Origin of the sequence: Kitasatospora sp. NPDC088346, from assembly GCF_044740765.1 — a bacterium.
In the GTDB taxonomy this organism is placed as follows: Bacteria; Actinomycetota; Actinomycetes; order Streptomycetales; family Streptomycetaceae; genus Kitasatospora.
On record NZ_JBIURH010000011.1, the window covers coordinates 1 to 25,548 of the forward strand.

A 25,548-nucleotide genomic window follows, 5' to 3' on the forward strand; every position below is an offset into this window, starting at 1 on the left:
CGGATCGTCTTCATCCGCACCCTGGTCACCGGCAAGCAGGGCGCCGAGTCCGGCCGCTCCATCGACACTGTCGCCAACACGGGGCAGTACCTGTAAGCGGCGGTCACCCTCCGTCCGGCTGCGGTGCCTGCGGGCCCCGCGGCCGGACGGCGTGTCTCGGGGCCCTGCCGCAGGGGGCGGGGCCAAGCTCGAACCACCACCGGCGCAGTGCCGGCGGTGGCGCAGACAGCGGTACGTCAGTACCCAGCCCGGCGGGGGCGGGGTACCGGGCAAGGAGGGCCGCATGACCGTACGGCGCGTGATGGGGATCGAGACCGAGTACGGAATCTCCGTGCCCGGCCACCCGAACGCCAACGCCATGCTCACCTCGTCCCAGATCGTCAACGCCTACGCGGCGGCGATGCACCGGGCCCGACGGGCCCGCTGGGACTTCGAGGAGGAGAATCCGCTGCGCGACGCCCGGGGCTTCGACCTCGCTCGGGAGGTCGCGGACGCCAGCCAGCTCACCGACGAGGACATCGGCCTCGCCAACGTCATCCTGACCAACGGCGCCCGGTTCTACGTGGACCACGCGCACCCCGAGTACAGCTCGCCCGAGGTCACCAACCCGCGCGACGCCGTACTCTGGGACAAGGCCGGCGAGCGGATCATGGCCGAGGCGGCGGCCCGCGCCCTGGAGCTGCCGAACGGCCAGCCGATCCACCTCTACAAGAACAACACCGACAACAAGGGCGCCTCCTACGGCACCCATGAGAACTACCTGATGCAGCGGGCGACGCCGTTCGCCGACATCGTCCGCCACCTCACCCCGTTCTTCGTCTCCCGCCAGGTGGTCACCGGCGCCGGTCGGGTCGGACTGGGCCAGGACGGCTCCGCCAACGGCTTCCAGATCAGCCAGCGGGCCGACTACTTCGAGGTCGAGGTGGGCCTGGAGACCACGCTCAAGCGCCCCATCATCAACACCCGCGACGAGCCGCACTCCGACGCCGAGAAGTACCGCCGGCTGCACGTGATCATCGGTGACGCCAACCTCTCCGAGATCTCCACCTACCTCAAGCTGGGCACCACCTCGCTGGTGCTGTCGATGATCGAGGACGGCTTCATCGCCGTCGACCTCGCCGTCGACCAGCCGGTCCGCACCCTGCACCGGGTCTCCCACGACCCCGGCCTCGACCACCTGATCACCCTGCGCAGCGGCCGCAAGCTGACCGCCGTCCAGCTGCAGATGGAGTACTGCGAGCTGGCCCGCAAGTACGTCGAGGACCGCTTCGGCCAGGATGCCGACGACCAGACCGTGGACGTGCTGGCCCGCTGGGAGGACGTGCTCGGCCGCCTGGAGCGCGACCCGATGAGCCTGTCCCGGCAGCTCGACTGGATCGCCAAGAAGGAGCTGCTGGAGGGCTACCGCCAGCGCGACGGGCTGGACTGGGAGAACCCCCGGCTGCACCTGGTCGACCTGCAGTACAGCGACGTGCGCGCCGACAAGGGCCTGTACAACCGTCTGGCGGCCCGTGGCCGGTTCGAGCGGCTGCTGACCGAGGAGGAGGTCCAGCGGGCCGTCCTGAAGCCCCCGGAGGACACCCGGGCCTACTTCCGGGGCCGCTGCCTGGAGCAGTACGCCGAGCACGTCGCGGCCGCCTCCTGGGACTCGGTGATCTTCGACCTGCCGGGCCGGGACTCGCTCCAGCGGGTGCCCACCATGGAGCCCCTGCGCGGCACCCGGAACCACGTCAAGGAGCTGCTGGACCGCTGCCGCACCGCGGAGGAACTGGTCCGGGTGCTCTCCGGCGGGTAATTTTCGATCACCACGGGTGAACGGCGCCCGGATGGGAATCATCCGGGGGACCGTCGTGCGTTGAACTCAAATGGGGGCGGGATCCGCACCCTGTGGATAGGGTCTGACTCAAGCAGCAGACCATGCCGTGCCAGACCGATCGAGCGGGGTGAGGGAAATGGCCAGTAAGGACACCGGTGGCGGCCAGCAGCGGGCGAACCGCTCCTCCGAGGAGGTCGAGGAGCAGGCTGCGGAGGCGCAGGGCTCCGAGGACCTCCAGGAGCGCCAGGAAAAGCTGAGCGACGACGTCGACGCCGTGCTGGACGAAATCGACGAGGTCCTGGAGTCGAACGCGGAGGACTTCGTCCGCGGATTCGTGCAAAAGGGCGGCGAGTAGCCGGCCGGGGGAATTCCTCCCTCGGCAGGCGAAACCGCGTAACCGTTGGGAATTCGGGGCGGGCAGCGCTGCAGGCGCCCATCGCGTCTGCAGCGCTGCGTGCTGTCCGGCCCGCTGCGCCCCGCCCCCGCAGCCCCCTCCGTCGGCCCGGCGGACCACCCGAGAAGTGCACCGGCCCGACATGTGGATCACGGGCGGGAAGCGGGTAGGGTCCGGGTCATCAGCTGCAATGATCGTCCACTGGAAGGAAACGTGTGGAAGCCAACACTGGTGGCACCGGGCGTCTACCGGCTGCCTTCCTCACCCCGGGGTCCTCGTCGTTCATCGACTTCCTCGCCGAGCACTCGCCCGGCCTGCTCCCGTCCGGCCGGGCGCTCCCGCCGGGGCTGACGATCGAGGCGCCGCACGGCACCACGATCGTCTCGGCGGTCTTCGGCGGCGGCGTGGTCATCGCCGGTGACCGCCGCGCGACCATGGGCAACGTGATCGCCCAGCGCGACATCGAGAAGGTCTTCCCGGCCGACGAGTACAGCGCGGTCGGCATCGCCGGCACCGCCGGCCTCGCGGTCGAGATGGTCCGGCTGTTCCAGCTGGAGCTGGAGCACTACGAGAAGATCGAGGGCGCCGTCCTCTCGCTGGAGGGCAAGGCCAACCGGCTCACCACGATGATCCGGTCCAACCTCGCGATGGCGATGCAGGGCCTCGCGGTGGTCCCGGTCTTCGCCGGCTACGACCTCGACCTCGGCCGGGGCCGGATCTTCACCTACGACGTCACCGGCGGACGCTCCGAGGAGCGCGGCTTCGCCGCCACCGGTTCGGGTTCGGTCTTCGCCCGCGGCTCGATGAAGAAGCTGTACCGGGACGACCTGACGGCCGATCAAGCCGCGACGCTGGCCGTCCAGGCGCTCTACGACGCGGCCGACGACGACTCCGCGACCGGCGGTCCCGACCTCGCCCGCGGCATCTACCCGATCGTCTCGGTGATCACCGAGGACGGTTTCCGCAGGCTCCCGGACGACGAGGTGGCGGCGATCGCGGCCTCCATCACCGCCGGCCGCCGCGACCACCCCAACGGCCCGCAGGCCCCGCTCCTCTAGTCCGCCGCACTCCTACCCGGAAGGGGTGGTCCACCGGTGTCCACACCGTTCTACGTCTCGCCTCAGCAGGCCATGGCGGACCGCGCGGAGTACGCCCGCAAGGGCATCGCCCGCGGGCGCAGCGTGGTCGTGCTCACCTACACCGACGGCATCCTGTTCGTCGCGGAGAACACCTCCCGCGCGCTGCACAAGGTGTCCGAGATCTACGACAAGATCGCGTTCGCCGCGGTCGGCCGGTACAACGAGTTCGAGAACCTCAGGATCGGCGGCGTGCGCTACGCCGACCTGCGCGGGTACTCCTACGACCGGGCCGACGTGACGGCCCGCGGGCTCGCCAACGTCTACGCCCAGACCCTCGGCACCATCTTCTCCTCGGTCGGCGAGAAGCCGTACGAGGTCGAGCTGATCGTCGCCGAGGTCGGCCGCACCGACCAGGACGACCAGATCTACCGGCTCACCCCGGACGGCTCGGTCGTCGACGAGAAGAACTCCGTGGTGGTCGGCGGCAACGCCGACTCCATCGGCAACTACCTGGGCCAGCGGCACCGGGTCGGCATGGGCCTGGCCGAGGCGCTGAAGGTGGCCGTGGACGCGCTCGCCCGCGACCCCAACGGCGGCAGCCCGCGCACCCTGACCCCGGAGCAGCTGGAGGTGGCGGTCCTGGACCGCCAGCGCCCCCAGCAGCGCAAGTTCAAGCGTGTCCTGGGCGGCCAGCTGTCCCGGCTGCTCAGCGGCGACGAGACGGCGGCCGACGAGGCCGACGCCACCGCCGGAAAGGGCGCAGGGAAGGACGCAGGGAAGGACGTGGGAAAGGACGCCGGGGCGAGCCCGGCGGAGAGCACCCCGGAGGACTCCGCCGGGGAGTGACCCGGCGGCGTGAATCCCGTACGGCGCGTGTCTGCGCGCCGTACGGGATTCACGTGCGCCTCCGGGGATTTGACGGTTCGCCGTGATCGGATTGGCATCGTCGCAGTGGGTTTCGAAAGGCCCCGAGAAGAGAAAAGATGCCTCATGGACCGCCGAATTTTCGGGCTGGAGAACGAGTACGGTGTCACGTGTACGTTTCGGGGACAACGGCGTCTGTCTCCGGACGAGGTGGCCAGGTACCTCTTCCGCCGCGTAGTTTCCTGGGGCCGCAGCAGCAATGTGTTCCTGCGCAACGGTGCACGCCTCTACCTCGACGTGGGCTCGCACCCCGAGTACGCCACTCCCGAATGCGATGACGTCACCGAGCTGGTGACGCACGACAAGGCCGGCGAACGGATCCTCGAAGGCCTGCTGGTGGACGCCGAGCGGCGCCTGCACGAGGAGGGCATCGCCGGCGACGTCTACCTCTTCAAGAACAACACCGACTCGGCCGGCAACTCCTACGGCTGCCACGAGAACTACCTGGTGGCCCGACACGGAGAGTTCTCCCGGCTGGCCGACGTGCTGATCCCGTTCCTGGTGACCCGCCAGCTGATCTGCGGGGCCGGCAAGGTGCTGCAGACCCCCCGGGGCGCGGTGTTCTGCGTCAGCCAGCGGGCCGAGCACATCTGGGAGGGGGTCAGCTCGGCCACCACCCGGTCCCGTCCGATCATCAACACCCGCGACGAGCCGCACGCCGACGCCGAGCGGTACCGCCGGCTGCACGTGATCGTCGGCGACTCCAACATGTCGGAGACCACCACCCTGCTCAAGGTGGGCGCGACCGACCTGGTGCTGCGCCTGATCGAGGCCGGTGTGGTGATGCGCGACCTCACCCTGGAGAACCCGATCCGGGCGATCCGGGAGGTCAGCCACGACCTCACCGGCACCCACCAGGTGCGCCTGGCCAACGGCCGGGAGGCGAGCGCGCTCGACATCCAGGAGGAGTACTACACCAAGGCGCTGGAGTTCGCCGACCGCAAGGGTCTGAACACCGGCACCATCGCCCGGGTGCTCGACCTGTGGGGCCGCACGCTGGAGGCGGTCCGCACCGAGGACCTCGCCAGGGTCGGCAACGAGATCGACTGGATCATGAAGTACAAGCTGATCGAGCGGTACCGCGAGAAGCACCAGATGACCATGTCGAACCCGCGGGTCGCCCAGATCGACCTGGCGTACCACGACATCCACCGCCGGCGCGGCCTGTTCTACCTGCTCCAGAACAAGGGGCAGGCACAGCGGGTGACCACCGACCTGAAGACCTTCGAGGCCAAGTCGGTGCCCCCGCAGACCACCCGGGCCCGGCTGCGCGGCGACTTCATCCGCCGGGCCCAGGAGCAGCGCCGGGACTTCACGGTCGACTGGGTGCACCTGAAGCTGAACGACCAGGCGCAGCGCACGGTGCTCTGCAAGGACCCGTTCCGTTCGGTGGACGAGCGGGTGGAGAAGCTGATCGCCGGCATGTGACCGGCGCGGCCCGGCCTCGGCGCGGGGGCGGTGGACGGACGGACGGTCCGGGCACCGCCCCCGCGCCGTGCCGTGGTGGGGCCCGGCCCGGGGTGTTGCCCTTGTGTCTCCGACATCCGGGGCGAATCGGGCCATAAGCTCAGGATCATGCGCAGAATCGCCGGTCTCCTCGTCGTGCCCCTCGCCGTGCTGCTGGCCGCCTGCAGCAGCGGGTCCGGATCCTCGGGGGGCTCCTCGCCGTCCGCGACGGCCCTGTCGCCGGTGGCGGTACCGAGCCCGGTGACCTCGGCCGACCCGATGCCGACGGTGGAGGGCTCGTTCGGCAGCAAGGCCACCATCACCCTCCCCGCGGGCCAGCCGAGCGGGCAGTTCGTGGTGAACACGGTCTCCGAGGGCAGCGGTGCGACGGTGGCCAAGGGCGACTGGGTCACCGTGAACTACACGGCCAAGGACTGGACCACCGGCAAGGACCTGCCCAGCTCCTACGACCCCGGCAGCAAGCCGCAGCTCTACCAGGCGGGCAGTGGCGGGCTGGTGCCGGCCTTCGACCAGAGCGTGCTGGACAAGAAGGTGGGCAGCCGGCTGCTGGTGGTCGCCCCGCCTGCGGCCGGCTTCGGCAGCGCAGGCAACGCCGCGCTGGGGGTCGGCAAGGACGACACGGTGGTGTTCGTGCTGGACATCATGCAGAGCGTGCCGCAGGACTCGACCATCACCGGTGCGATCACCGAGCCGCCGGCCAACATGCCGCAGGTGAAGGACAACGGCAAGGCCGCCCCGACGATCACCGTCCCGGCCGGGCAGCCGGCGCCGACGGAGCTGCAGACCTTCGTCCTGGTCAAGGGGGACGGCAAGGAGGTCACCTCCGGGCAGACCCTGCTGGTGCAGTACACCGGCGTGGTCTGGGCGGACGGCAAGCAGTTCGACTCCTCCTGGAGCCACGGCGGCGCGCAGGCGCTGCAGGTCGGCACCGGCAGCCTGATCAAGGGCTGGGACCAGGCGCTGGTCGGCCAGACCGTGGGCAGCCGGCTGCTGCTGGTGGTGCCGCCGTCACTCGGTTACGGGGACAAGGCCAGCGGCGCGATTCCGGCGAACTCCACGCTGGTCTTCGTGATCGACATTCTTGCGGCGGTCTGATCCCATGGAGTCGGGCGGACGTTCGGTGAACCTGAACGTCCGTCCTCATGGTGACCTGACATACTGCTGCCCTTCCGCAGTTGGTACCTGTCGTCGGGCGAGATGAATTGGGGAGTCATGTCTGAGAAAGCGTCGAGCCCGGGCGAGGCGGGCACCGCGAACGGCGCGGTCGGCCCCGGCGCGGCATCGCCCGACCGCGAGTCGATCGTCGTGCCGCCGTCGATCCTGGCCCAGCAGGCCGGCTGGGGCCAGGCCCCCGCCGCCCCCGCCGCGCCCAAGGAGGACGAGCAGCCGCAGGTGTTCGCCTCCACCAAGCGCCGGCAGGAGATCTCCGAGGCCGGCTACAACGAGAACCCGCCCGGGGTGGGCCGGCTCGGTGTGATCCTCGGCACGGTACTGGCCCTGCTGCTGATCGGCAGCGGCGTCACGCTGTACCTGGCGAACAAGCCGGACTCCAAGAGCAACGCCGCCAAGCCGGACTCCGCGCCGACCGCCGCGCCGACGCCGACCGAGGCCCCGGTGCCGCCGATCAAGGACAGCGCCAAGGTGCTGCCGACGGTCACCGGCGAGTTCGGCAAGAAGGCCACCATCGAGCTGCCCAAGGAGGCGTCCGACGGCACCTTCGTGGTCAAGGAGCTGATCCCGGGCACCGGTGCGAAGGTCGACAAGAGCAACTGGGTCACCGCCGACTTCACCGCGATGAACTGGAGCACCGGCAAGGAGATCCAGGGCTCGTACGAGGGTGGCAAGCCGCAGCTCTTCCAGGCCGACGGCGGCCAGCTGATCCCCGCGCTGGACGCGGCCGTCACCGGCCACAAGGTCGGTACCCGGCTGCTGGTGGTGGCCCCGCCGGCCGCCGCCTTCCGCGACCAGGGCAGCCAGGGCATGGGCGTCGGGCCGACCGACAACCTGGTCTTCGTGATCGACATCCGCAACGCCAACGCGCAGGACGCGGTGGTCAGCGGTGACGTGATCGCCCCGCCGTCGGACTTCCCGAAGGTCAAGGACAACGGCAAGAAGGCCGCCGAGATCACCCCGGTCCCCGGCGCGGCCGACCCGACCGAGCTGAAGTCCGCGGTGCTGATCCAGGGCAAGGGCCGCAAGGTCGAGACCGGTGAGGGCGTCCTCGTCCAGTACACCGGCGCGCTCTTCAAGGACGGCAAGAAGTTCGACTCCTCGCTGGACCGCGGGCAGGCCTTCACCTTCGTCACCGGTGGCGGCAATGTCATCGAGGGCTGGGACAAGGGCCTCGTCGGCCAGACCATCGGCAGCCGGGTCGAGCTGGTGATCCCCGCCGCGCTGGCCTACAAGGACCAGGCGAAGGAAGGCATTCCGGCCAACTCCACCCTGGTCTTCGTGGTGGACATCCTGGACGCCGGCGTCGGTGGCGGCAGCTGAGCGATAATGATCGGGTGACCGGGCGCGGGGCAACTCGCGGCCGGGCCTGACTTCGACGGGTGGCAGCCGGTCGTACCGTGGTCCTGGAAAGGACCTCGGCGCGGGCGGCTGCCGCCGTGTCATGTGTCTATCAGCGAACGAGAAGAGTCTGTTGTGAGCATCAGCAAGCCGGAGATCGACTTCCCGGTCGGCGACGCGCCGAAGGACCTCCAGATCCGCGACATCGTCGTCGGTGACGGTGCCGAGGCCAAGTCCGGCGCGGTCGTCGAGGTCCACTACGTGGGCGTCACCTTCGAGACCGGCGAGGAGTTCGACGCCTCCTGGAACCGTGGCCAGTCCTTCCGCTTCCCGCTCGGCGCGGGCCGCGTCATCAAGGGCTGGGACCAGGGCGTCCAGGGCATGAAGGTAGGCGGCCGCCGCGAGCTGGTCATCCCGGCCCACCTGGCCTACGGCAACCAGTCGCCGAGCCCGCTCATCCCGGCCGGCTCGACCCTGATCTTCGTGGTCGACCTGCTCGGCGTCTGAGCCCCCGCGCAGGGGCCGCATCCCGATCGGCGGGGTGCGGCCCCTGCGGCGTTCCCGGACTCGGCTTTTGCGCAGCGTGCCCGGACCGGTACGGTCAGGTCGCCGGATCAAGAATGTCCCGCCGAGACTCCCAGGAAGGTCCGCGATGGCGATCGCCAAGGCAGAGCGGCTGATGAACCTGGCCCTGTGCCTGATGAACACCAGACGTCCGCTCTCCAAGAAGGAACTGCGCGAGTCCGTCGAGGCCTACCGCGAGGCCTGGCAGCAGGGCAGCGAGGACGCCTTCAACCGGATGTTCGAGCGGGACAAGGACGACCTGCGCGAGCTCGGCCTGATCATCGACGTCGACGAGAACGCCCTGGACGGCGAGATCGGCTACCTGGCCCGCCGGGACCGCAACCGGCTGCCCGAGATCGCGCTGGACGCCGAGGAGGCCGCCGCGCTGACCCTGGCGGCCCGGGTCTGGCAGCAGGCCAAGATGTCCGGCGCGGCCAGCGGCGCGCTGCAGAAGCTCCGCGCGGCCGGCGTCCCGTTCGCCGAGGACGCCGAGCACAGCGCCCTGGAGCCGCGGATCCCGGCCCGCGAGGCCGCGTTCGAGCCGCTGCTCACCGCCGCCCGGGACCGCCGTCCGGTCGGCTTCGAGTACCGCAAGGCCGGCGCCTCCGTCGCCGAACAGCGGGCCGTCGAGCCGTGGGCCCTGGAGTGCTGGCGCGGCCATTGGTACCTGGCCGGCTTCGACCGGGACCGGCAGGACGCCCGGGTCTTCCGGCTCAGCCGGATCACCGGCAAGGTCCGCTCGCGGGCCGGCGAGTTCACCGGCACCGTGCCCGAGCACGTCGACGTCCGGGCGTACGTGGCCCGCTTCGCCGGGGAGGGCGCGACCAGCACCGCCACCGTCCGGCTGCGCCGCGGCGCGGCCTTCCCGCTCCGCACCAAGGCGCTGAGCAGCCACCGCCTGGACGAGCAGTGGGACGAGCTGGAGATCCCGTACGGCCACGGGCTGGGCGCCGACCTGGCCGAGTTCGGGCCGGACGTCGTGGTGCTGGGCCCGGACGACCTGCGGGCCGACGTCATCGACCGGCTGCGCGCGGTGGCCGGTCTCGCCGAGGGGGAGTAAGGCCATGAGCAACGCGATCGACCAGACCCGGCGGATGCTCTCCCTGGTCACCTACCTGCGCGAGCGCCCCGGGGCCGAGGTGGCCGAGGTGGCGCGTGCCTTCGGCATCACCGAGCGCGAGCTGATCGGCGACCTGAACGTGCTGCCGATGTGCGGCACCAGCTTCCGCGGCGGCGACCTGCTGGACATCGACACCGACGGCGAGCGGATCTGGTGGCACAACGTCGACGACGTCGCCCAGCCGCTGCGGCTGGCCGCCGACGAGGCGACCGCCCTGCTGGTGGCGGCCCGTGCGGTGGCCGGTCTGCCCGGCCTGCGTGAGCGGGACCGGCAGGCGCTCACCCGTGCCGTCGCGAAGATCGAGGACGCGGCCGGCGAGAGCGCCGAGTCCAGCGCCCGGGTCGGGGTGACCTTCGAGGCCGAGGGCCAGGTCTTCGCCGACATCGACCGGGCGCTCAGCGAGGGCCGGCTGATCTGGCTGCGCTACTGGTCGCACGGGCGCGGCGGGATGACCGAGCGCGAGGTCGACCCGATCCGGCTGGTCACCGAGGGCCACACCTACCTGGAGGGCTGGTGCCGGACCTCCGAGGACCGGCGGATCTTCCGGCTGGACCGGGTGGCCGAGATCAAGGTGCTCGACGAGCCCGCCAACCCTCCCCGGCTGCAGCCGCGCGACCTGTCGGCGGGCCTGGTCAACCCGGCCGCCGACGACCCCGAGGTGGTCGTGGAGGTCGGCCCCGGCGGGCGCTGGGTGGCCGAGTACTACACCCACGACAGCGCCGAGGAGCTGCCCGACGGCGGTCTGCGGATCACCCTGCGCAGCGCCGACCCGTCGGGCCTGCGGCCGCTGGCCCTGCGGCTCGGCCGGGACGGCCGGATCGTCTCCCCGGCGGAGCCGGCCGAGCAGGCCCGCGCCGCGGCCCTGGCCGCACTGGACGCCTACCGGGACGGGCAGGGCTGATCCGGGGTGGGGGAGGGCACCAGATTCAAGGTCTACTGCTCCCAGTGCCGGGAGAAGGTCGAGCTGGCGGTCGCCGAGTTCCGGCTGGCCCTGGGGGCCTCCGCGGAGCGGACCTTCTACAGCTTCACCTGTCCGTCCTGCGGTGCGGCGGTGCGCAAGACCGCCGGTGAGAAGATCGTCGCGGCGCTGACCGCCGCCGGGGTGCGGACCATGCGGCTGCTGCGGGTGGAGGGATAGGCTCGGCGCCATGCAGTGGATCATTGTCGCGGCCGTGCTGGCGGCCACCGCGGGCCTGCTCGTGCTCGGTGTGCTCGCCTGCCGGCTCTGGCTGGACGTCCGGGCGCTGGCCCGGGAGGTCGACACGGCCTCCCGCGCCCTGGCCGTGGCCGCCGAGGACCTGGCCGGCGGCCCCACCGGGCGGGTTACCCTCTAGGACACGGCCCCTGCGGTGCGGGAGGGGCCGGTCCGGGTCGCCGGGCGGTTGCCGGGCCGATACCGGCAGCGGCTACCATCGCCCGCAACAGGGCAGTACCCGGAAATGGCCGAGCTGACGGCGGATCAGCACGGGGGCCCGCCGCCCGGCGGGTCTCCTCGCACGAGTTCGAGGACCTGGGTTGAGCAAGTCTTCCAAAGCACCCAAGGACCCCGAGGGCCGGATGGCCCTCGCGGACCACCTGCGCGAGCTGCGCAGCCGGCTGGTGAAGTCGGTCCTGGCGATCCTCGTGTTCACGGCCGTCGCCGTGTACTTCAACAAAGAGCTGATCGACTTCCTGTCGGCGCCGCTGCCCCGGTGCGGCCCGGACAACAAGCCGCTGCCGGGCGACACCAACTGCGCGAGCATCGTCAACATCGGTCTGCTGACCCCGTTCAACCTGGTGCTCAAGGTCAGCCTCACGGCCGGCCTGGTGGCGGCCACCCCGGTGTGGCTGTACCAGCTCTGGCAGTTCGTCTCGCCGGGCCTGCACAAGCACGAGCGCCGGTACTCGCTGGGCTTCCTGGCGGCGGGCACCCCGCTGTTCCTGGCCGGCGCGGCGTTCGCGTACCTGGTCATGCCGGTCACCGCGCAGATGCTGATCTCGTTCACGGCGGACAAGGTCACCAACATCCTGCCGGTCGAGGACTACCTCGACGTGGTCACCAGGATGGTGGTGGTGTTCGGGCTGGGCTTCGAGTTCCCGCTGTTCCTGGTGATGCTGAACCTCGTCGGCGTGCTCACCGGCAAGCGGCTGCTCGGCTGGTGGCGGGCGATGGTCATGGGCATCACCGTCTTCGCGGCCTTCGCCACCCCGAGCGCCGACCCGCTCACGATGCTGGCGCTGGCCGCCCCGATCTGGGCCCTGTACTTCCTGGCCGTCGGCATCGCACTGCTCAACGACCGGCGCAAGCTGCGCAACAACCCGGACGCCGGGCTGGACGACGACGAGGCCTCGCACCTCGACCTCTCGGTGGACGTGGTGGAGGGTGCGGGCCCGGTGGCCGCCTCGGCCGCGCCGGAGGCCTCGGCGCCGGTGCCGGCCGCCCGGCACGAGCAGATGGACGACATCACCTGACCGGTCCTCGAACCGTGCGGCCGAGGCCCCGTTCCGCCACCGGCGGGCCGGGGCCTTCGCCGTGCGGCGCGCGGATCGGGCGGGCCGTCTTGGCAGGCCCTTGACCATGTGACATATTACTGCCGTGTCCATGCGATCCCCCCACGACGTCGTGGTGATCGGCGCCGGCGTCGTCGGCGCCGCCTGCGCCTACTACGCCACCCGGGCCGGCCTGCGGGTCGCCGTCGTCGACCGCGGCCCGGTGGCCGGCGGCACCACCGGCGCCGGCGAGGGCAACCTGCTGGTCTCCGACAAGGAGCCCGGGCCCGAGCTCGACCTCGCCCTGCTCTCCACCCGGCTGTGGCGCGAGCTCGCCGACACCGTGGGCGCCGCCGCCGAGTACGAGCCCAAGGGCGGCCTGGTGGTCGCCGCCGGCCCGCCGGGCCTCGCACAGCTGCGCGCCTTCGCGGCCGCGCAGGCCGCGGCCGGGGTGCGGGCCTCGGAGGTCAAGGGCGACGAGCTGCACGAGCTGGAACCGCACCTCGCCCCCGGCCTGGCCGGCGGCTTCCACTACCCGCAGGACGCCCAGGTCCAGCCCGCGCTGGCCGCCGCCCACCTGCTGCGGGCCGCCCGCCGGCGCGGCGCCGAGCTCTTCCTCGGCGAGGCGGTGCACACCGTCCGCACCCGGCCCGACGGCTCGGTGCTCGGTGTCACCACCGACCGCCGCACCCTGGACGCCCCGGCGCTGGTCAACGCCGCCGGAACCTGGGGCGGCGAACTCGCCCGGCTCGCCGGGGTCGACCTGCCGGTACTGCCCCGGCGCGGATTCGTCCTGGTCACCGAACCGCTGCCGAGGATCGTCCGGCACAAGGTCTACGCCGCCGACTACGTCGCCGACGTGGCCAGCGGCTCCGCCGCCCTGCAGACCTCCGCCGTGGTCGAGGGCACCCCCGGCGGCCCGGTGCTGATCGGAGCCAGCCGCGAACGCGTCGGCTTCGACCGCACCCTGTCGGTCGAGGTCCTGCACCGGCTGGCCGCCAACGCCGCGGCGCTCTTCCCGGTGCTGCGCACGGTCGCCGTCCAGCGCGCCTACCGCGGCTTCCGGCCGTACCTGCCGGACCACCTGCCGGCCATCGGCGCCGACCCCCGGGTGTCCGGGCTCCACCACGCCTGCGGGCACGAGGGGGCCGGCATCGGCCTCGCCCCCGCCACCGGCCTGCTGATCGCGGCCCAGCTCACCGGCGCCGAGCCGGAGCTGGACCTGACGCCGTTCCGGGCCGACCGTTTCGCGGGCCCGCCCGCCCCAGGAGGAGTGCAATGAGCATCCGACGCACCCCGCGCACCCCCGCCGAGCTGGTCGGCGCGGAGCCGGGGCCCGCGCACACCATCGACTTCGACGGCCGTCCCGTGCCCGCGCTGCCGGGCCGGACCATCGCCGCCGCGCTCTGGGCCGAGGGGATCCTCGCCTGGCGCACCACCCGGGTCGGCGGCCGGCCGCGCGGCGCGTTCTGCGGGATCGGCGTCTGCTTCGACTGCCTGGCCACCGTCAACGGGCGGCCGAACCAGCGCACCTGCCTGATCCCGGCCCGGCCGGGGGACACCGTCACCACCCAGGAGGGCCACGGCCGTGCCGACCTCGCCGTCTGACCCGTCGCCGTTCGGCCCGTCGCCGTCCGACCCCTCGTCGCCGGGCGCCGGCACCGCGCCGGCCGGCCGCTACGACCTCGCGGTCGTCGGGGCGGGCCCCGGCGGTCTGGCCGCCGCCGTCACCGCCGCCGACCACGGCCTGTCGGTCGCCCTGATCGACGCCGGACCGCGCCCGGGCGGCCAGTACTACCGCCACCCCGCGCCGGGCCTCGGCGCCGCCCGTCCCGAGCGGCTGCACCACGGGTGGCCGGTCTTCGCCGACCTCTCGGCCCGGCTGCGGGCGCACACCGGCCACCGCCGGATCGCGTACCTGACCGGGCACCACGTCTGGACGGCCGAGCCCGGCGCGTACTGGCGGCTGTACGCCACCGTCGGCCCGGGCGCCGAGGACGCCGCCGTCGTGGAGGCCCGGGAGGTGCTGCTGGCCACCGGCGCGTACGAGCGGCAGCTGCCGTTCCCGGGCTGGACGCTGCCCGGTGTCGTCACGGCCGGGGGCGCCCAGGCCATGCTCAAGGCAGGCCTGGTGCTGCCCGGGCGGCGGATCGTGGTGGCCGGCAGCGGCCCGCTGCTGCTCGCCGCCGCGTCCTCGCTGGTCGCGGCCGGGGCCGAGGTGCCCGCGATCGTCGAGGCGACCGACTACCTCGGCTACGCCCGGGGCCTGCCCACCCTGCTCGGCAACCCGGCCAAGCTGGCCGAGGGCGCCGGGCACGGCGCCGCACTGCTGCGCCACGGCGTCCGGCTGCGCCGCCGCGCCGCGGTGGTCGAGGCGCACGGCGACGACCGGGTGACCGGGGTGACGGTGGCCCGGCTCGACCGGGACTGGCGCCCGGTGCCCGGCGGCGAGCGCCGGATCGACTGCGACGCGGTCGCGGTCGGCCACGGCCTGATCCCCCAGATCGAGCTGGCCACCGAGCTCGGTGCGGACACCCGGGTGACCCCCGACGGCACCGTGGCGCTGGCCGTCGACGGCGAGCAGCGCACCAGCCTGCCCGGCCTCTGGGCGGTGGGCGAGGCCTGCGGGGTCGGCGGCGCCGATCTGGCGGTCGCCGAGGGCGTGCTCGCAGCGCACGCCGTCGCCGGGCGGCCGGCCCCGGCCGCGGCGCTCCGCCGCCGCGACCGCCGCCGGGCCTTCGCCGGGCTGATGGCGGCCGCGCACCGCCCCGACCCGGGCTGGACGGACTGGCTGACGGCGGACACCGACGTCTGTCGCTGCGAGGAGGTCCCGGCCGGGCGGATCCGGGAGGCCGTGGACGACCTCGGCGCGGGCGACGCCAGGACGGTCAAACTGCTCACCCGGGCCGGGATGGGCTGGTGCCAGGGCCGGATGTGCGGCCCGGCGGTGGCCTGCCTGGCCGGTGACCCGCAGGCCCGCGCGGACAGCCGTCCGCTGGCCTGTCCCGTCCCGCTCGGGCAGCTGGAGCGGCTCGGCGAGCGGAGCACCTGACCGGATCCGACCGGTTTTCAGCCCGTTTTCGGCCGGACGGCGGCGCGTGGCCCTTGTGGCCACCCCGTCCTCTCTAATAAAATGTCACACCTCACCTCAGGGAGAATCCCGTGCCTCACGCACCTCATGACCCCACCCGTCCCTGGCGCGGCATCATGGTCGCCACCACGCTTCCGCTGCGCCCGGACCTCTCCGTCGACTACGACGCCTACGCCGACCACGTCCGCTGGCTGATCGCCAACGGCTGCGACGGCGTGGTGCCGAACGGTTCGCTCGGCGAGTACCAGACCCTCACCGACGAGGAGCGCGCCCGCGTCGTCGAGGTCGCCGTCGAGGCCGCCGGCGACGGCGCCCGGGTGATGCCCGGCGTCGCCGCCTACGGCAGCGCCGAGTCCCGCCGCTGGGCCGAGCAGGCCGCCGAGGCCGGCGCCGGCTCGGTGCTGCTGCTGCCGCCGAACGCCTTCCGGGCCGACGCCGCGTCCGTCCGCGCGCACTACGCCGAGGTCGCCCGGGCCGGCCTGCCCGTCGTCGCCTACAACAACCCGATCGACACCAAGGTCGACCTCGTTCCCGAGCTGCTCGCGCAGCTGCACGCGGCCGGCTCGATCGTCGCGGTCAAGGAGTTCAGCGGCGACGTCCGCCGGGCGTACGAGATCGCCGAACTGGCCCCCGGCCTCGACCTGCTGATCGGCGCCGACGACGTGCTGCTGGAGCTGGCCCTGGCCGGCGCCGTCGGCTGGATCGCCGGCTACCCGAACGCGCTGCCGCAGGCCGGTGCCACCCTGTACCACGCCGCGGTGGCCGGGGACCTGGCCACCGCGCTGCCGCTCTACAGGGCGCTGCACTCGCTGCTGCGCTGGGACTCCAAGACCGAGTTCGTCCAGGCGATCAAGCTCTCGATGGACCTCGCCGGCCGCCCCGGCGGCCCGGTCCGCCCGCCGCGCGCCCCGCTCTCCGCGGAGATCGAGGCCGCCGTGCGGGCCGCCACCGAGAAGGCGCTCGCCGAGGGTCTCGCGTAGCGCGCCGTCGGCGCGGCCGGCTGCGGGGACAGCCGGCCCGCCCCGCCGGGGCGCGTCCCCGGGTACCGTCCAGGCCCAGTTCCCGTACGAGGGAGTACTCGCACCCATGCGCAGCCGCCACGTCTTCCACGCCGTCGACTCGCACACCGAGGGCATGCCGACCCGGGTCGTCACCGGCGGGTTCGGCACCATCCCCGGCAGCACCATGGCCGAGCGCCGGGTCCACTTCCAGCAGCACCTGGACCACTTCCGCACCCTGCTGATGTACGAGCCGCGCGGCCACGCGGCGATGAGCGGGGCGATCCTGCAGCCGCCGACCCGGCCGGACGCCGACTTCGGGGTGCTCTACATCGAGGTCTCCGGGCTGCTGCCGATGTGCGGCCACGGCACCATCGGCGTGGCCACCGTCCTGGTCGAGACCGGCATGGTGGAGGTGGTCGAACCGGTCACCACCGTGCGGCTGGACACCCCGGCCGGCCTGGTGGTCGCCGAGGTGCGGGTCGAGGGGGGCGCGGCCAAGGCGGTCACCATCCGCAACGTGCCCGCGTACTCGGTCGCGCTGGACCGCAAGGTGGAGGTGCCCGGTTTCGGCGCCGTCACCTACGACCTCGCCTACGGCGGCAACTTCTACGCCGTGCTGCCGCTCGCCGACCTCGGGCTGCCGTTCGAGCGCGAGCGCAAGCAGGACATCCTGGACGCCGGCCTGGCGGTGATGGAGGCGATCAACGCCGCCGACCGCCCGGTCCACCCCGAGGACCCGTCCATCCACAGCTGCCACCACGTCCAGCTCCTCGCCCCGGGCTCCACCGCCGAGCACTCGCGGCACGCGATGGCCATCCACCCCGGCTGGTTCGACCGGTCGCCCTGCGGGACCGGCACCTCCGCCCGGATGGCGCAGCTGCACGCCCGCGGCGAGCTCCCGTTGCACCGGGACTTCCGCAACGACTCCTTCATCGGGACCACCTTCACCGGGCGGCTGGTCGAGGAGACCACGGTGGCCGGGCTGCCCGCGGTCGTCCCGACCGTCACCGGCCGGGCCTGGATCACCGGCACCGCGCAGTACTTCCTCGACCCCGAGGACCCGTTCCCGGCGGGCTTCCTGCTCTGACCGGGCGACGACGCCGGCCCGACGGCGCCGCCGCGGTGCCCGAACCCCTGAAAGGCTTTCACCCGTGAGCATCGACTCGTACAACCCGGCCGACCCGGACGACCTGGTGGTCTCCGCCGAGGCCCCGGGCGCGGCCGGCACCGCCGCCGCGGTCGAACGCGCCCGCGCCGCGCAGGCCGGCTGGCTCGGCGCGGGCGCCGCGGCCCGCTCCGCGGCCCTGACCCGGGCCGCCGAGGCCGTCGAGGCGCACGCCGCGGAACTGGCGCGGCTGGTGGTCCGCGAGGTGGGCAAGCCGATCGCCGAGGCACACGGCGAGGTGGCCAGGACCGCCGCGATCTGGCGCCACTACGCGCAGGCGCCGTACGCGCCCTCCGGCGAGCTGCACGAACCCGCCGCCGGGCAGGGGCTGTTGATGACCCGGCGGCGCCCGTACGGCGTGGCCGGGCTGATCACCCCGTGGAACTTCCCGCTGGCGATCCCGACCTGGAAGGCCGCCCCGGCGCTCGCCGTCGGCAACACCGCCGTGCTCAAGCCCGCGCCGGAGGCGACCGCCTGCGCGCTGCGGCTGGCCGAGATCGCCGGACTGCCCGAGGGCGTGCTGACCGTCGTCCCCGGAGGCGTGGCGGAGGGCACCGCGCTGGTGGACGCGGCCGACGTGGTGTCGTTCACCGGCTCGACCGCGGTCGGCCGGGCGGTGATCGCCGCCACCGCGGCGCGCGGCGTCCCCGTCCAGGCCGAGATGGGCGGTCTGAACGCGGCGCTGGTCCTGCCGGACGCCGACATCGCCCAGGCCGCCGCCCACCTGGCGAACGCGATCGCCGGGTACGCGGGCCAGAAGTGCACCGCGACCAGCCGGGTGATCGCCGTCGGGGCGGCCTACGAGCCGCTGCGCGAGGCGCTCGCCAAGGCGCTGGCCGGCGCCGCCGCGGGCGACCCCGGCGAGCCGTCGACGGTCTGCGGGCCGGTGATCAACGAGGCCGCGCTGCTGCGCCTGACCGGTGCCGTCGAGTCGGCCGTCGCGGCCGGCGCCACCGTGGTGGCCGGCGGGGGCCGGCCGCGGCGGCCGGGCTGGTTCGTCGAACCGGCCCTGCTGGAGGACGTCCCGGCGGGCCACCCGCTGCTGTCCGAGGAGTTCTTCGGCCCGCTCGCGGTCCTGGTCCGCGCGGCCGACCTGGACGAGGCGATCGCGCTCGCCAACGGCACCCGGCACACCCTGGCCACCTCGGTGCACAGCCGGGACCTGGACACCGCGCTGGCCGCGGCCGACCGGCTGGACGCCGGGATGATCCGGGTCAACGCGCCCTCCAGCGGCGTCGACTTCCACCTGCCGTTCTCCGGCGCCAAGGCCGCCAGCTACGGCGGCCGCGAACAGGGCCGGGCCGCCCTGGAGTTCTACACCTCCGGCCGGACCGTCACCCTGCTGCCCGCCGGGACGCCCCGATGACCGTCGTCACCGTCGACTACCACACGGCCGGCGAGCCGTTCCGGATCGTCACCGCGGGACTGCCGCCGGTGCCGGGCGACACCGTCGCCGAGCGCCGCGCGGTGGCGCTCGGGGCCGGCGGCACCGCCACCGCGCCGCGCCCCGGAGCGCTGGACGACGTCCGGCGGCTGCTCACCCGCGAACCGCGCGGGCACGCCGGGATGTACGGCGGGTTCGTGGTGCCGGCCGACGACTCCGAGGCCCACTTCGGGGTGCTGTTCTGGCACAAGGACGGCTACTCGACGGCCTGCGGCCACGGCACCATGGCGCTCGGGGCCTGGGCCGTGGACTCCGGGCTGGTCGCAGCGCCCGACGACGGCACCGCGTGGGTGCGCATCGACGTGCCCTCCGGACGGGTCTCGGCCGCCGTCCACCGTGCCGGCGGGCGGACCACCGCGATCACCTTCCGCAACGTGCCCGCCCGGATCGCCGCCCGCGGCCTGCGGGTGGAGACCTCCCTCGGGACGGTGGCCGTGGACCTCGTCCACGCGGGCGCCTGCTACGCCTCGGTGCGCGCCGCCGACCTCGGGCTCGCCGTCGAGACCGGGCGGCTGCCCGAACTCACCGCCGCCGGACGGGAGATCCGTGCCGCGCTGGCGGACGAGCCGGCCACCCGCCACCCGGCCGACCCGAGGCTGTCCGGCGTCTACGGGGTGATCCTGCACGACGAGCTGCCGGACACCCCGCGCGGGCCGCACCAGCGCAACGTCACGGTCTTCGCCGACGGCCAGATCGACCGCTCGCCGTGCGGATCCGGCACCTCCGCGCGGCTCGCGCTGCTCGCCGCCGACGGCCGGCTCGGGGAGAGCAGCCGGCTCGGGGCGGGCGACCGGCTCGGGGAGGGCGACCGCGAGCTGCGGCACGAGTCGGTCATCGGCACGGTCTTCACCGGCCGGGTGGTCGCCGAGGGCCCCGACGGGGTGGTCACCGAGGTCACCGGCACGGCCCACCGCACCGGCGAGCACCGCTTCGTGCTCGATCCGTACGACACTCTCGGGACGGGTTTCCTGCTCTGATGACCGACATCCTCGCCACCCCTGCACTGGACCTGACGCCGCGGCAGGCCGTCGAGGCACTGGAGCACGCGCTGCTCGGCGGGCTCGACCCGGAGGACTGCCCGGCCCGCACCAACCTGCCCGTGCCGGCCGGCGAACTGCTGCTGATGCCCGCCGCCGGCCCGGGCTACGTCGGGGTGAAGATCGCCGGGGTGGCACCGGCCAACCCCGGCCGTGGCCTGCCCCGGATCACCGGCAGCTACCTGCTGCTGGACGGCCCGACGCTGCGTCCGCTCGCGCTGTTCGACGGCGCCGCGCTGACCGCCCTGCGCACCCCGGCGGTCACCGCGCTGGCGCTGGACCGCCTCGCCGTGCCGGATGCGGAGCACCTGGTGCTCTTCGGCGCCGGACCGCAGGCGGCCGGGCACCTCGACGCGCTGGTGGCGATCCGGCCGCTGACCCGGGTCACCGTGGTGAGCCGCAGCGCCGGGCCCGCCGAGCGGCTGTGCGAGCGGGCGCGCTCGCTGGGTCTGGCCGCGGTGCGCGGTGCCGCCGGTGCGGTCGCCGACGCCGATCTGGTGGTGTGCTGCACGACGGCCGGCACTCCGCTGTTCGACGGTTCGCTGGTGCCGGACCGCGCGGCGGTGGCGGCGGTCGGTTCGCACCGGCCGGACGCCCGGGAGGTGGACGGCGCCCTGGTGCGGAGGTCGGCGCTTTTCACCGAGTCCAGGGCCACCGCGGAGCGTGAGGCGGGAGATCTGGTGATGGCATTCTCGGAGCGCGGGGCGGGGCTTCCGGCCACCCTTGCGAACCTCTCGGAACTGGTGAACGATGGGGCGGTTGTTCCGCCGGACCGGCCGAGGTTCTTCAAAAGCGTCGGGATGGCCTGGCAGGATCTGGCAGTCGCTGCCAGGCAATACGAATGCCGCGCGGATTGCGTGTGAATCTTCCACAATTTGAGTAACGTGACATTGTACAATGGTGTCCTGCAAACCTCCGGAGGAACACCATGGCGGACCGAAAGCCCCGCACCCTCATCTCGGTTCAGGAGCGGCTGCGAGACCAGGTCGCCCATGCACTGCGCGCGGGACTCATCTCCGGTGAGCTGCGGCCCGGCGTCGTCTACTCCGCGCCCGCCCTCGCCGCCGACTTCGGGGTCTCCGCCACCCCCGTCCGCGAGGCGATGCTCGACCTCGCCCGCGAGGGCCTCGTCGAGGCCGTCCGCAACAAGGGCTTCCGGGTCACCGAGCTCAGCGAGCGCGACCTCGACGAGTACACCGAGATCCGCGCCCTGATCGAGGTGCCCACCGTCGGCCGGGTCGCCCGCACCGCCACCCGCGAGCAACTGGAGGCGCTGCGCCCGGGGGCCCAGGCCATCGTCGTCGCCGCCCGCGAGCACGACCTGATCGGCTACCTGGAGGCCGACCGGCAGTTCCACCTCGACCTGCTCGGCCTGGCCGGCAACGCCCGCCTGGTCGAGACCGTCGGCGACCTGCGCAAGCGCTCCCGCCTCTACGGGCTCAACCGGCTCGACGAGCGCGGCGAGCTGGTCTCCTCCGCCGAGGAGCACCTGGAACTGCTCGACCTGATGATCGCCGGTCAGGCCGACGAGGCCGAGGAGTGCATGGGGCGCCACCTCGGGCACATCCGCTCGCTGTGGGCCGCCGGTGCCGGGAACCCCGTCGAGGAGCGCCCGGCCTTGCGCCTCGGCGCCCGCTGAGCCCGGGCGGCCGCGGGTCAGACCAGCGGCCGCTGCTCAGACCAGCCGGCCGTCGGCCATCCGCAGCACCCGGTCCATCCGGCCCAGCAGCTCGCGGTCGTGCGTGACCATCACCGTCGCCGTCCCGTGGGTCCGGGTGACCTCGGCGAGCAGGTCGACGATCCGCGCACCGCGCTCGTGGTCCAGCGCCGACGTCGGCTCGTCCACCAGCAGCACCGAGGGCCGGCCGAACAGCGCACGGGCGATGTTCACCCGCTGGCGCTCGCCGCCCGAGAGCTGGTGCGGACGGCGGCGCTGCTTCGGCCCGTCCAGCCCGACCGAGGACAGCAGCTCCTCGGCCCGGCCCCGCGCCGCCGACGGCCGGCCGCCGCGCACCGACTCCAGCACCAGCAACTGCTCGACGGCGGTCAGCGAGGCCAGCAGGTTGGACTGCTGGAAGACGATCCCCAGCCGGTCGCGGCGCAGCGCCGTCCGGGCCCGGTCGCCCAGCGCGCCCGCGTCCAGGCCGTCCACCACCACCTCGCCCCGGTCCGGGCGCTGCAGCGTGGCGGCGACCGCCAGCAGGCTCGACTTGCCGGAGCCGGACGGCCCGACCACGGCGGTGAACTCGCCCGGCGCGACCGTCAGCGAGACGTCGTCCAGCGCCGTCAGCCGACTCTCGCCGTCCGGGTAGCTCAGGGTCACCCCGCGCAGGGCGAGGCCGGTACGGGTGGTCTGCACGGTCGTGGTCATCGGGAGGCTCCCAGCGCGGCCAGCGGGTCGACGGAGGTGATGCGGCGGACCGCGAGCGCGGCCCCGGCCAGGCCCAGCAGCACCATCGCGGCCACCGGGACCGCGACCGTCGCCGGGCCGACCTCGAACGGCACCGAGCCGGACGCGAGCAGCCCGCCCAGCCCGCCGGCCGCGCCGCCGAGCGACGCCCCGGCCAGCAGCACCGCCGCGGCCTGCGCCAGCGCGTCCCGCACCAGGTAGCCGCTGCTCGCGCCGACCGCCTTGAGCACCGCGACGTCCGGACGGCGCTGCACCGTCCAGACCGTGAAGAACGCGCCCACCACCAGCGCGCTGACCGCGAACAGGAAGCCCTGGATCAGCTGCAGACTGCCCTGCTCGGCCGCGTACCCGCTGATCCCCGCCGGCGCGTCGGCCAGCGCCACCGTCACGGTGCCCTGCGCCGCGTCCAGCGCCGCCGGGCCCGCGGGCGAGCCGCTCAGCGCCAGCGCCGTCGGGCGGGTCTGGCCGCTGATCCGCTCCCAGGCGGCCAGCGTCGTCCAGACGCCGGGCGCGTGCGCGTACGAGCGCTCCTCGGTGATCCCGGAGACGGTCAGCGGGCTCGGACCGACCCGGACCTGGTCGCCCGGCGCGAGGTGGTACCGGGCCGCGAGGTCCGCGCCGACCGCGACCTGCCCGTCCTGCGGGGCCGCGCCCCGGCGCAGCGGCGGCAGCAGTGCGGCGGGGGAGCCGACCACGCTGACCGAGGCGGCCGCGTCGGTGGCGGTCAGCCTGGTCATCGCGATGCCCAGCGGGTGGACGGCCGTCACCCCGGGGGCGGCGGCGAAGGCCGCCTGCTGCCCGGCCGAGACGGTCGAGTTGGCGAACGAGACCGTCGGCGCGGCGCCGTCGGGTGCGCCGAACACGACCCGGTCGGCGGGGAGGCCGGCGACGGTCGAGGAGGCGGCCGAGGCCAGGCCGCCGGTCAGGCCGTACAGGAACACGACCAGCGTGGTGATCAGGGTGACGACCGCGCCCATGAGCGCGAACCGGCCCTTGGCGAAGCGGATGTCACGCAGTGCGACGAACACGGGGACCTTCCGGTGGAGGGACGTGCGATTCCACCCACCACCCTGGCCGCGCGGGCCGCCGCTGCCATCGTGGAGAGGAACCGGTCCGCCCTCCGCCGCAGGGTGCACCCCGGAATCCATCGAACGGTTGATGCCCGGCCGCTCGGCCCCGCCCGGGGCACCCCGTACCCTCGGGAGGCGTGACCCGCACCGAGACGCCCGCACCGGGCCACACCGCCGACACCCCCGCCCTGCGGCTGATGAACCTCGCCCTGCACGGGCTGTTCTTCGCCCTGCTGGGCGTGCTGGCCGTCCGCGGCGTGCTCGACGGCGGTCTCGGGGCCGCCGGTCTGGCCACGGCCGCCCTGCTCGCCGCCGGGTACGCGGCCGGCGGGGTGGTGGAGCGGATCCGCACCACCCGGCGGTGGGCCGGGCTCTGGCTCGCGGCGGTGGTGCTGGTCTGGATCGCACTGACCATGGTCCACCCCGAGTTCTGCTACCTCGCCTTCCCGCTGCACTTCGTCTGCCTGCACCTGCTGCCCACCCGCCGCGCCGTGCTCGCCGTCGCCGCGCTCACCGCCGTCGTGGTCGCCGCACAGGCCGGCACCGAGGGCGGGCTCACCACCGCCAAGGTCCTCGGCCCGGTCGCGGGCGCGGCCGTCGCGCTGCTCACCGCGTACGGCTACGCGGCGCTCTACCGGGAGAGCCGCGAACGGCAGCGGCTGATCGACGACCTGGTGCGCACCCGCGACGAGCTCGCCGCCTCCCAGCGCGAGGCCGGCCGGCTCGCCGAGCGGCAGCGCCTGGCCCGGGAGATCCACGACACCCTCGCCCAGGGCCTGTCCTCGATCGTGCTGCTCGCCCGGGCCGCCGACGCCGCCCTGCCCGGCGACCCGCAGGCCGCCGCCGGCCGGATCCGCGAGGTCGGCCGGACCGCCTCCGACAACCTCGCCGAGGCCCGCCGCTTCGTCCACGCGCTCACCCCGCCCGCCCTGGACGACACCACCCTCACCGAGGCACTGCGCCGTCTGGCCGGCGGTGCGCGGGCCGACTTCCACCTGGACGGCGAGCCGTACCCGCTGCCCGTCGAGGCCGAGGTCGCCCTGCTGCGCCTCACCCAGGAGGCCCTCGCCAACGCCGTCCGGCACGCCCGCGCCGAGCGGATCGCGGTCACCCTCGCCTACCTCGACGACGAGGTCACCCTGGACGTCTTCGACGACGGCGTCGGCTTCGATCCGCACGCCCCGGCGGACGGTGACCGCCGGACCTTCGGGCTGCACGGCATGCGCGAGCGGATCGCCGCCCTCGGCGGCGGCCTGACGGTGGAGTCCGCCCCGGGCGAGGGGACGGCGGTGGCCGCGGCCCTGCCGCTGCGGGCGGCCGTGCTCGCCGAGGCGGGTGCCCGGTGATCAGCGTCCTGATCGTGGACGACCACCCGGTGGTCCGGCGCGGCCTGCGCGCCATGGTCGACGACCTGCCCGAGGTGACCGCCGTCGGCGAGGCCGCGGACGGCGCCGAGGCACTGCGCCTGCTCGACGGCCCGGCGCCGCGGCCGGACGTGGTGCTGATGGACCTCCAGATGGGCACCGGGATGCACGGCGTCGAGGCCACCCGTCGGATCACCGCGCTGCCCGACCCGCCGGCCGTCCTCATCCTCACCACCTACAGCACCGACGCCGACATCCTCGCCGCCGTCGAGGCCGGCGCCACCGGCTACCTGCTCAAGGACGCGCCGCCGGAGGACGTCGCGGCCGCCGTGCACGCCGCCGCCCGCGGCGAGACGGTGCTCGCCCCGCCGGTCGCCGCCCGTCTGCTCGGCCGGGTCCGCTCCGGGCGGCCGACCCTGTCGCCGCGCGAGAGCGAGATCCTGCAACTGCTCGCCGAGGGCCTGGCGAACCGGCAGATCTCCAAGCGGCTGTTCATCAGCGAGGCCACCGTCAAGACCCACCTGGTGCACATCTACGGCAAGCTGGGCGTCGACAGCCGCACCGGCGCGATCGCGGCCGGGCTCGGCTCGGGGCTGATCCGGCCCGCCTGACCTCGCCGCGC

The 25,548-nt window shown here is 73.8% G+C and carries 26 protein-coding genes; 24 read left to right on the plus strand and 2 right to left on the minus strand.

From position 1 onward, the window contains the following. Positions 1 to 283 precede the first annotated feature (283 nt). The 22 genes from dop to ACIOFR_RS16865 all read left to right on the plus strand — a co-directional run bounded on the left by dop (position 284) and on the right by ACIOFR_RS16865 (position 21,721). Positions 284 to 1,795, plus strand: coding sequence for a depupylase/deamidase Dop (gene dop / locus ACIOFR_RS16760; protein ID WP_400997434.1), 1,512 nt, complete (start codon positions 284 to 286; stop codon positions 1,793 to 1,795). Positions 1,796 to 1,952: 157 nt separating this feature from the next. Further along, a complete protein-coding gene (locus ACIOFR_RS16765) occupies positions 1,953 to 2,171 on the plus strand; it encodes a ubiquitin-like protein Pup (protein ID WP_371501254.1) in 219 nt (72 codons plus the stop codon). A 254-nt stretch (positions 2,172 to 2,425) separates the two neighbouring features. Next, positions 2,426 to 3,268, plus strand: coding sequence for a proteasome subunit beta (gene prcB / locus ACIOFR_RS16770; RefSeq protein WP_400997437.1), 843 nt, complete (start codon positions 2,426 to 2,428; stop codon positions 3,266 to 3,268). Positions 3,269 to 3,304: 36 nt separating this feature from the next. Beyond that, complete coding sequence (prcA, locus tag ACIOFR_RS16775; protein ID WP_400997439.1) at positions 3,305 to 4,135, plus strand: proteasome subunit alpha; 831 nt, start codon at positions 3,305 to 3,307, stop codon at positions 4,133 to 4,135. A gap of 144 nt (positions 4,136 to 4,279) precedes the next feature. Beyond that, positions 4,280 to 5,641 carry a Pup--protein ligase gene (gene pafA, locus ACIOFR_RS16780; RefSeq protein WP_400997442.1) on the plus strand — a complete coding sequence of 454 codons (1,362 nt, stop codon included), beginning with the start codon at positions 4,280 to 4,282 and terminating at the stop codon, positions 5,639 to 5,641. Between the two features lie 147 nt (positions 5,642 to 5,788). Beyond that, positions 5,789 to 6,775: an FKBP-type peptidyl-prolyl cis-trans isomerase gene (locus ACIOFR_RS16785; protein ID WP_400997445.1), complete on the plus strand. Its 987-nt coding sequence runs from the start codon at positions 5,789 to 5,791 to the stop codon at positions 6,773 to 6,775. A 117-nt stretch (positions 6,776 to 6,892) separates the two neighbouring features. Beyond that, entirely contained in the window at positions 6,893 to 8,173 is a 1,281-nt protein-coding gene (locus ACIOFR_RS16790; RefSeq protein ID WP_400997447.1) for an FKBP-type peptidyl-prolyl cis-trans isomerase, read from the plus strand. Between the two features lie 153 nt (positions 8,174 to 8,326). Beyond that, the gene (locus tag ACIOFR_RS16795; RefSeq protein WP_400997449.1) at positions 8,327 to 8,698 is read left to right on the plus strand and encodes an FKBP-type peptidyl-prolyl cis-trans isomerase; all 372 of its coding nucleotides are present in this window, start codon (positions 8,327 to 8,329) and stop codon (positions 8,696 to 8,698) included. Between the two features lie 145 nt (positions 8,699 to 8,843). Continuing rightward, on the plus strand, positions 8,844 to 9,815 hold the full coding sequence (locus ACIOFR_RS16800) for a helix-turn-helix transcriptional regulator (RefSeq protein WP_400997451.1): 972 nt from the start codon (positions 8,844 to 8,846) through the stop codon (positions 9,813 to 9,815). Positions 9,816 to 9,819: 4 nt separating this feature from the next. After that, positions 9,820 to 10,776 carry a helix-turn-helix transcriptional regulator gene (locus ACIOFR_RS16805; protein ID WP_400997454.1) on the plus strand — a complete coding sequence of 319 codons (957 nt, stop codon included), beginning with the start codon at positions 9,820 to 9,822 and terminating at the stop codon, positions 10,774 to 10,776. Between the two features lie 6 nt (positions 10,777 to 10,782). Beyond that, positions 10,783 to 11,013 carry a hypothetical protein gene (locus ACIOFR_RS16810; RefSeq protein WP_400997457.1) on the plus strand — a complete coding sequence of 77 codons (231 nt, stop codon included), beginning with the start codon at positions 10,783 to 10,785 and terminating at the stop codon, positions 11,011 to 11,013. A 10-nt stretch (positions 11,014 to 11,023) separates the two neighbouring features. Next, positions 11,024 to 11,209, plus strand: coding sequence for a hypothetical protein (locus tag ACIOFR_RS16815; protein ID WP_400997459.1), 186 nt, complete (start codon positions 11,024 to 11,026; stop codon positions 11,207 to 11,209). A gap of 181 nt (positions 11,210 to 11,390) precedes the next feature. Then, on the plus strand, positions 11,391 to 12,326 hold the full coding sequence (gene tatC / locus ACIOFR_RS16820) for a twin-arginine translocase subunit TatC (protein ID WP_400997462.1): 936 nt from the start codon (positions 11,391 to 11,393) through the stop codon (positions 12,324 to 12,326). A 124-nt stretch (positions 12,327 to 12,450) separates the two neighbouring features. Continuing rightward, a complete protein-coding gene (locus ACIOFR_RS16825) occupies positions 12,451 to 13,626 on the plus strand; it encodes an NAD(P)/FAD-dependent oxidoreductase (protein WP_400997464.1) in 1,176 nt (391 codons plus the stop codon). After that, positions 13,623 to 13,952: a (2Fe-2S)-binding protein gene (locus tag ACIOFR_RS16830; RefSeq protein WP_400997467.1), complete on the plus strand. Its 330-nt coding sequence runs from the start codon at positions 13,623 to 13,625 to the stop codon at positions 13,950 to 13,952. Before ACIOFR_RS16825 ends, ACIOFR_RS16830 begins: the two co-directional genes overlap by 4 nt. Then, a complete protein-coding gene (locus ACIOFR_RS16835; RefSeq protein ID WP_400997469.1) occupies positions 13,933 to 15,396 on the plus strand; it encodes an FAD-dependent oxidoreductase in 1,464 nt (487 codons plus the stop codon). The genes ACIOFR_RS16830 and ACIOFR_RS16835 overlap by 20 nt, the downstream gene beginning before the upstream one ends. Before the next feature lie 155 nt (positions 15,397 to 15,551). Beyond that, positions 15,552 to 16,415 carry a dihydrodipicolinate synthase family protein gene (locus tag ACIOFR_RS16840; RefSeq protein WP_400997975.1) on the plus strand — a complete coding sequence of 288 codons (864 nt, stop codon included), beginning with the start codon at positions 15,552 to 15,554 and terminating at the stop codon, positions 16,413 to 16,415. A gap of 106 nt (positions 16,416 to 16,521) precedes the next feature. Next, positions 16,522 to 17,523 (plus strand): proline racemase family protein, encoded by a 1,002-nt coding sequence (locus ACIOFR_RS16845; RefSeq protein ID WP_400997471.1) that lies wholly within the window; start codon positions 16,522 to 16,524, stop codon positions 17,521 to 17,523. Between the two features lie 64 nt (positions 17,524 to 17,587). Beyond that, positions 17,588 to 18,967, plus strand: coding sequence for an aldehyde dehydrogenase family protein (locus ACIOFR_RS16850; RefSeq protein WP_400997474.1), 1,380 nt, complete (start codon positions 17,588 to 17,590; stop codon positions 18,965 to 18,967). Beyond that, on the plus strand, positions 18,964 to 20,022 hold the full coding sequence (locus ACIOFR_RS16855; protein ID WP_400997476.1) for a proline racemase family protein: 1,059 nt from the start codon (positions 18,964 to 18,966) through the stop codon (positions 20,020 to 20,022). Before ACIOFR_RS16850 ends, ACIOFR_RS16855 begins: the two co-directional genes overlap by 4 nt. Next, on the plus strand, positions 20,022 to 20,945 hold the full coding sequence (locus ACIOFR_RS16860; RefSeq protein WP_400997478.1) for an ornithine cyclodeaminase family protein: 924 nt from the start codon (positions 20,022 to 20,024) through the stop codon (positions 20,943 to 20,945). Before ACIOFR_RS16855 ends, ACIOFR_RS16860 begins: the two co-directional genes overlap by 1 nt. A 65-nt stretch (positions 20,946 to 21,010) precedes the next feature. Next, positions 21,011 to 21,721, plus strand: a complete 711-nt coding sequence (locus ACIOFR_RS16865) for a GntR family transcriptional regulator (protein WP_400997480.1) — start codon at positions 21,011 to 21,013, stop codon at positions 21,719 to 21,721. Between the two features lie 36 nt (positions 21,722 to 21,757). On the opposite strand, the gene ACIOFR_RS16870 is transcribed toward ACIOFR_RS16865, so the two are convergent. Next, complete coding sequence (locus ACIOFR_RS16870; RefSeq protein ID WP_400997483.1) at positions 21,758 to 22,453, minus strand: ABC transporter ATP-binding protein; 696 nt, start codon at positions 22,451 to 22,453, stop codon at positions 21,758 to 21,760. Next, positions 22,450 to 23,520: an FtsX-like permease family protein gene (locus tag ACIOFR_RS16875; RefSeq protein ID WP_400997485.1), complete on the minus strand. Its 1,071-nt coding sequence runs from the start codon at positions 23,518 to 23,520 to the stop codon at positions 22,450 to 22,452. Before ACIOFR_RS16875 ends, ACIOFR_RS16870 begins: the two co-directional genes overlap by 4 nt. 179 nt (positions 23,521 to 23,699) lie before the next feature. Here ACIOFR_RS16875 and ACIOFR_RS16880 point away from each other — a divergent pair, with 179 nt between their 5' ends. Both ACIOFR_RS16880 and ACIOFR_RS16885 read left to right on the plus strand, forming a co-directional pair. Then, positions 23,700 to 24,908, plus strand: a complete 1,209-nt coding sequence (locus ACIOFR_RS16880) for a sensor histidine kinase (RefSeq protein ID WP_400997487.1) — start codon at positions 23,700 to 23,702, stop codon at positions 24,906 to 24,908. Continuing rightward, the gene (locus ACIOFR_RS16885; protein ID WP_400997489.1) at positions 24,905 to 25,537 is read left to right on the plus strand and encodes a response regulator; all 633 of its coding nucleotides are present in this window, start codon (positions 24,905 to 24,907) and stop codon (positions 25,535 to 25,537) included. The genes ACIOFR_RS16880 and ACIOFR_RS16885 overlap by 4 nt, the downstream gene beginning before the upstream one ends. Positions 25,538 to 25,548 lie beyond the last annotated feature (11 nt).

Bases quoted from the DNA above. Each gene is read 5' to 3' on its own strand.
- dop (WP_400997434.1), top strand. From the start codon at position 284: ATGACCGTACGGCGCGTGATGGGGATCGAGACCGAGTACGGAATCTCC.
- ACIOFR_RS16845 (WP_400997471.1), top strand. From the start codon at position 16,522: ATGCGCAGCCGCCACGTCTTCCACGCCGTCGACTCGCACACCGAGGGC.
- ACIOFR_RS16815 (WP_400997459.1), top strand. From the start codon at position 11,024: ATGCAGTGGATCATTGTCGCGGCCGTGCTGGCGGCCACCGCGGGCCTG.
- ACIOFR_RS16790 (WP_400997447.1), top strand. From the start codon at position 6,893: ATGTCTGAGAAAGCGTCGAGCCCGGGCGAGGCGGGCACCGCGAACGGC.
- ACIOFR_RS16860 (WP_400997478.1), top strand. From the start codon at position 20,022: ATGACCGACATCCTCGCCACCCCTGCACTGGACCTGACGCCGCGGCAG.
- ACIOFR_RS16870 (WP_400997483.1), bottom strand. From the start codon at position 22,453: ATGACCACGACCGTGCAGACCACCCGTACCGGCCTCGCCCTGCGCGGG.
- ACIOFR_RS16830 (WP_400997467.1), top strand. From the start codon at position 13,623: ATGAGCATCCGACGCACCCCGCGCACCCCCGCCGAGCTGGTCGGCGCG.
- ACIOFR_RS16855 (WP_400997476.1), top strand. From the start codon at position 18,964: ATGACCGTCGTCACCGTCGACTACCACACGGCCGGCGAGCCGTTCCGG.
- ACIOFR_RS16800 (WP_400997451.1), top strand. From the start codon at position 8,844: ATGGCGATCGCCAAGGCAGAGCGGCTGATGAACCTGGCCCTGTGCCTG.
- ACIOFR_RS16865 (WP_400997480.1), top strand. From the start codon at position 21,011: ATGGCGGACCGAAAGCCCCGCACCCTCATCTCGGTTCAGGAGCGGCTG.
- ACIOFR_RS16785 (WP_400997445.1), top strand. From the start codon at position 5,789: ATGCGCAGAATCGCCGGTCTCCTCGTCGTGCCCCTCGCCGTGCTGCTG.
- ACIOFR_RS16840 (WP_400997975.1), top strand. From the start codon at position 15,552: ATGGTCGCCACCACGCTTCCGCTGCGCCCGGACCTCTCCGTCGACTAC.
- ACIOFR_RS16765 (WP_371501254.1), top strand. From the start codon at position 1,953: ATGGCCAGTAAGGACACCGGTGGCGGCCAGCAGCGGGCGAACCGCTCC.
- pafA (WP_400997442.1), top strand. From the start codon at position 4,280: ATGGACCGCCGAATTTTCGGGCTGGAGAACGAGTACGGTGTCACGTGT.
- ACIOFR_RS16805 (WP_400997454.1), top strand. From the start codon at position 9,820: ATGAGCAACGCGATCGACCAGACCCGGCGGATGCTCTCCCTGGTCACC.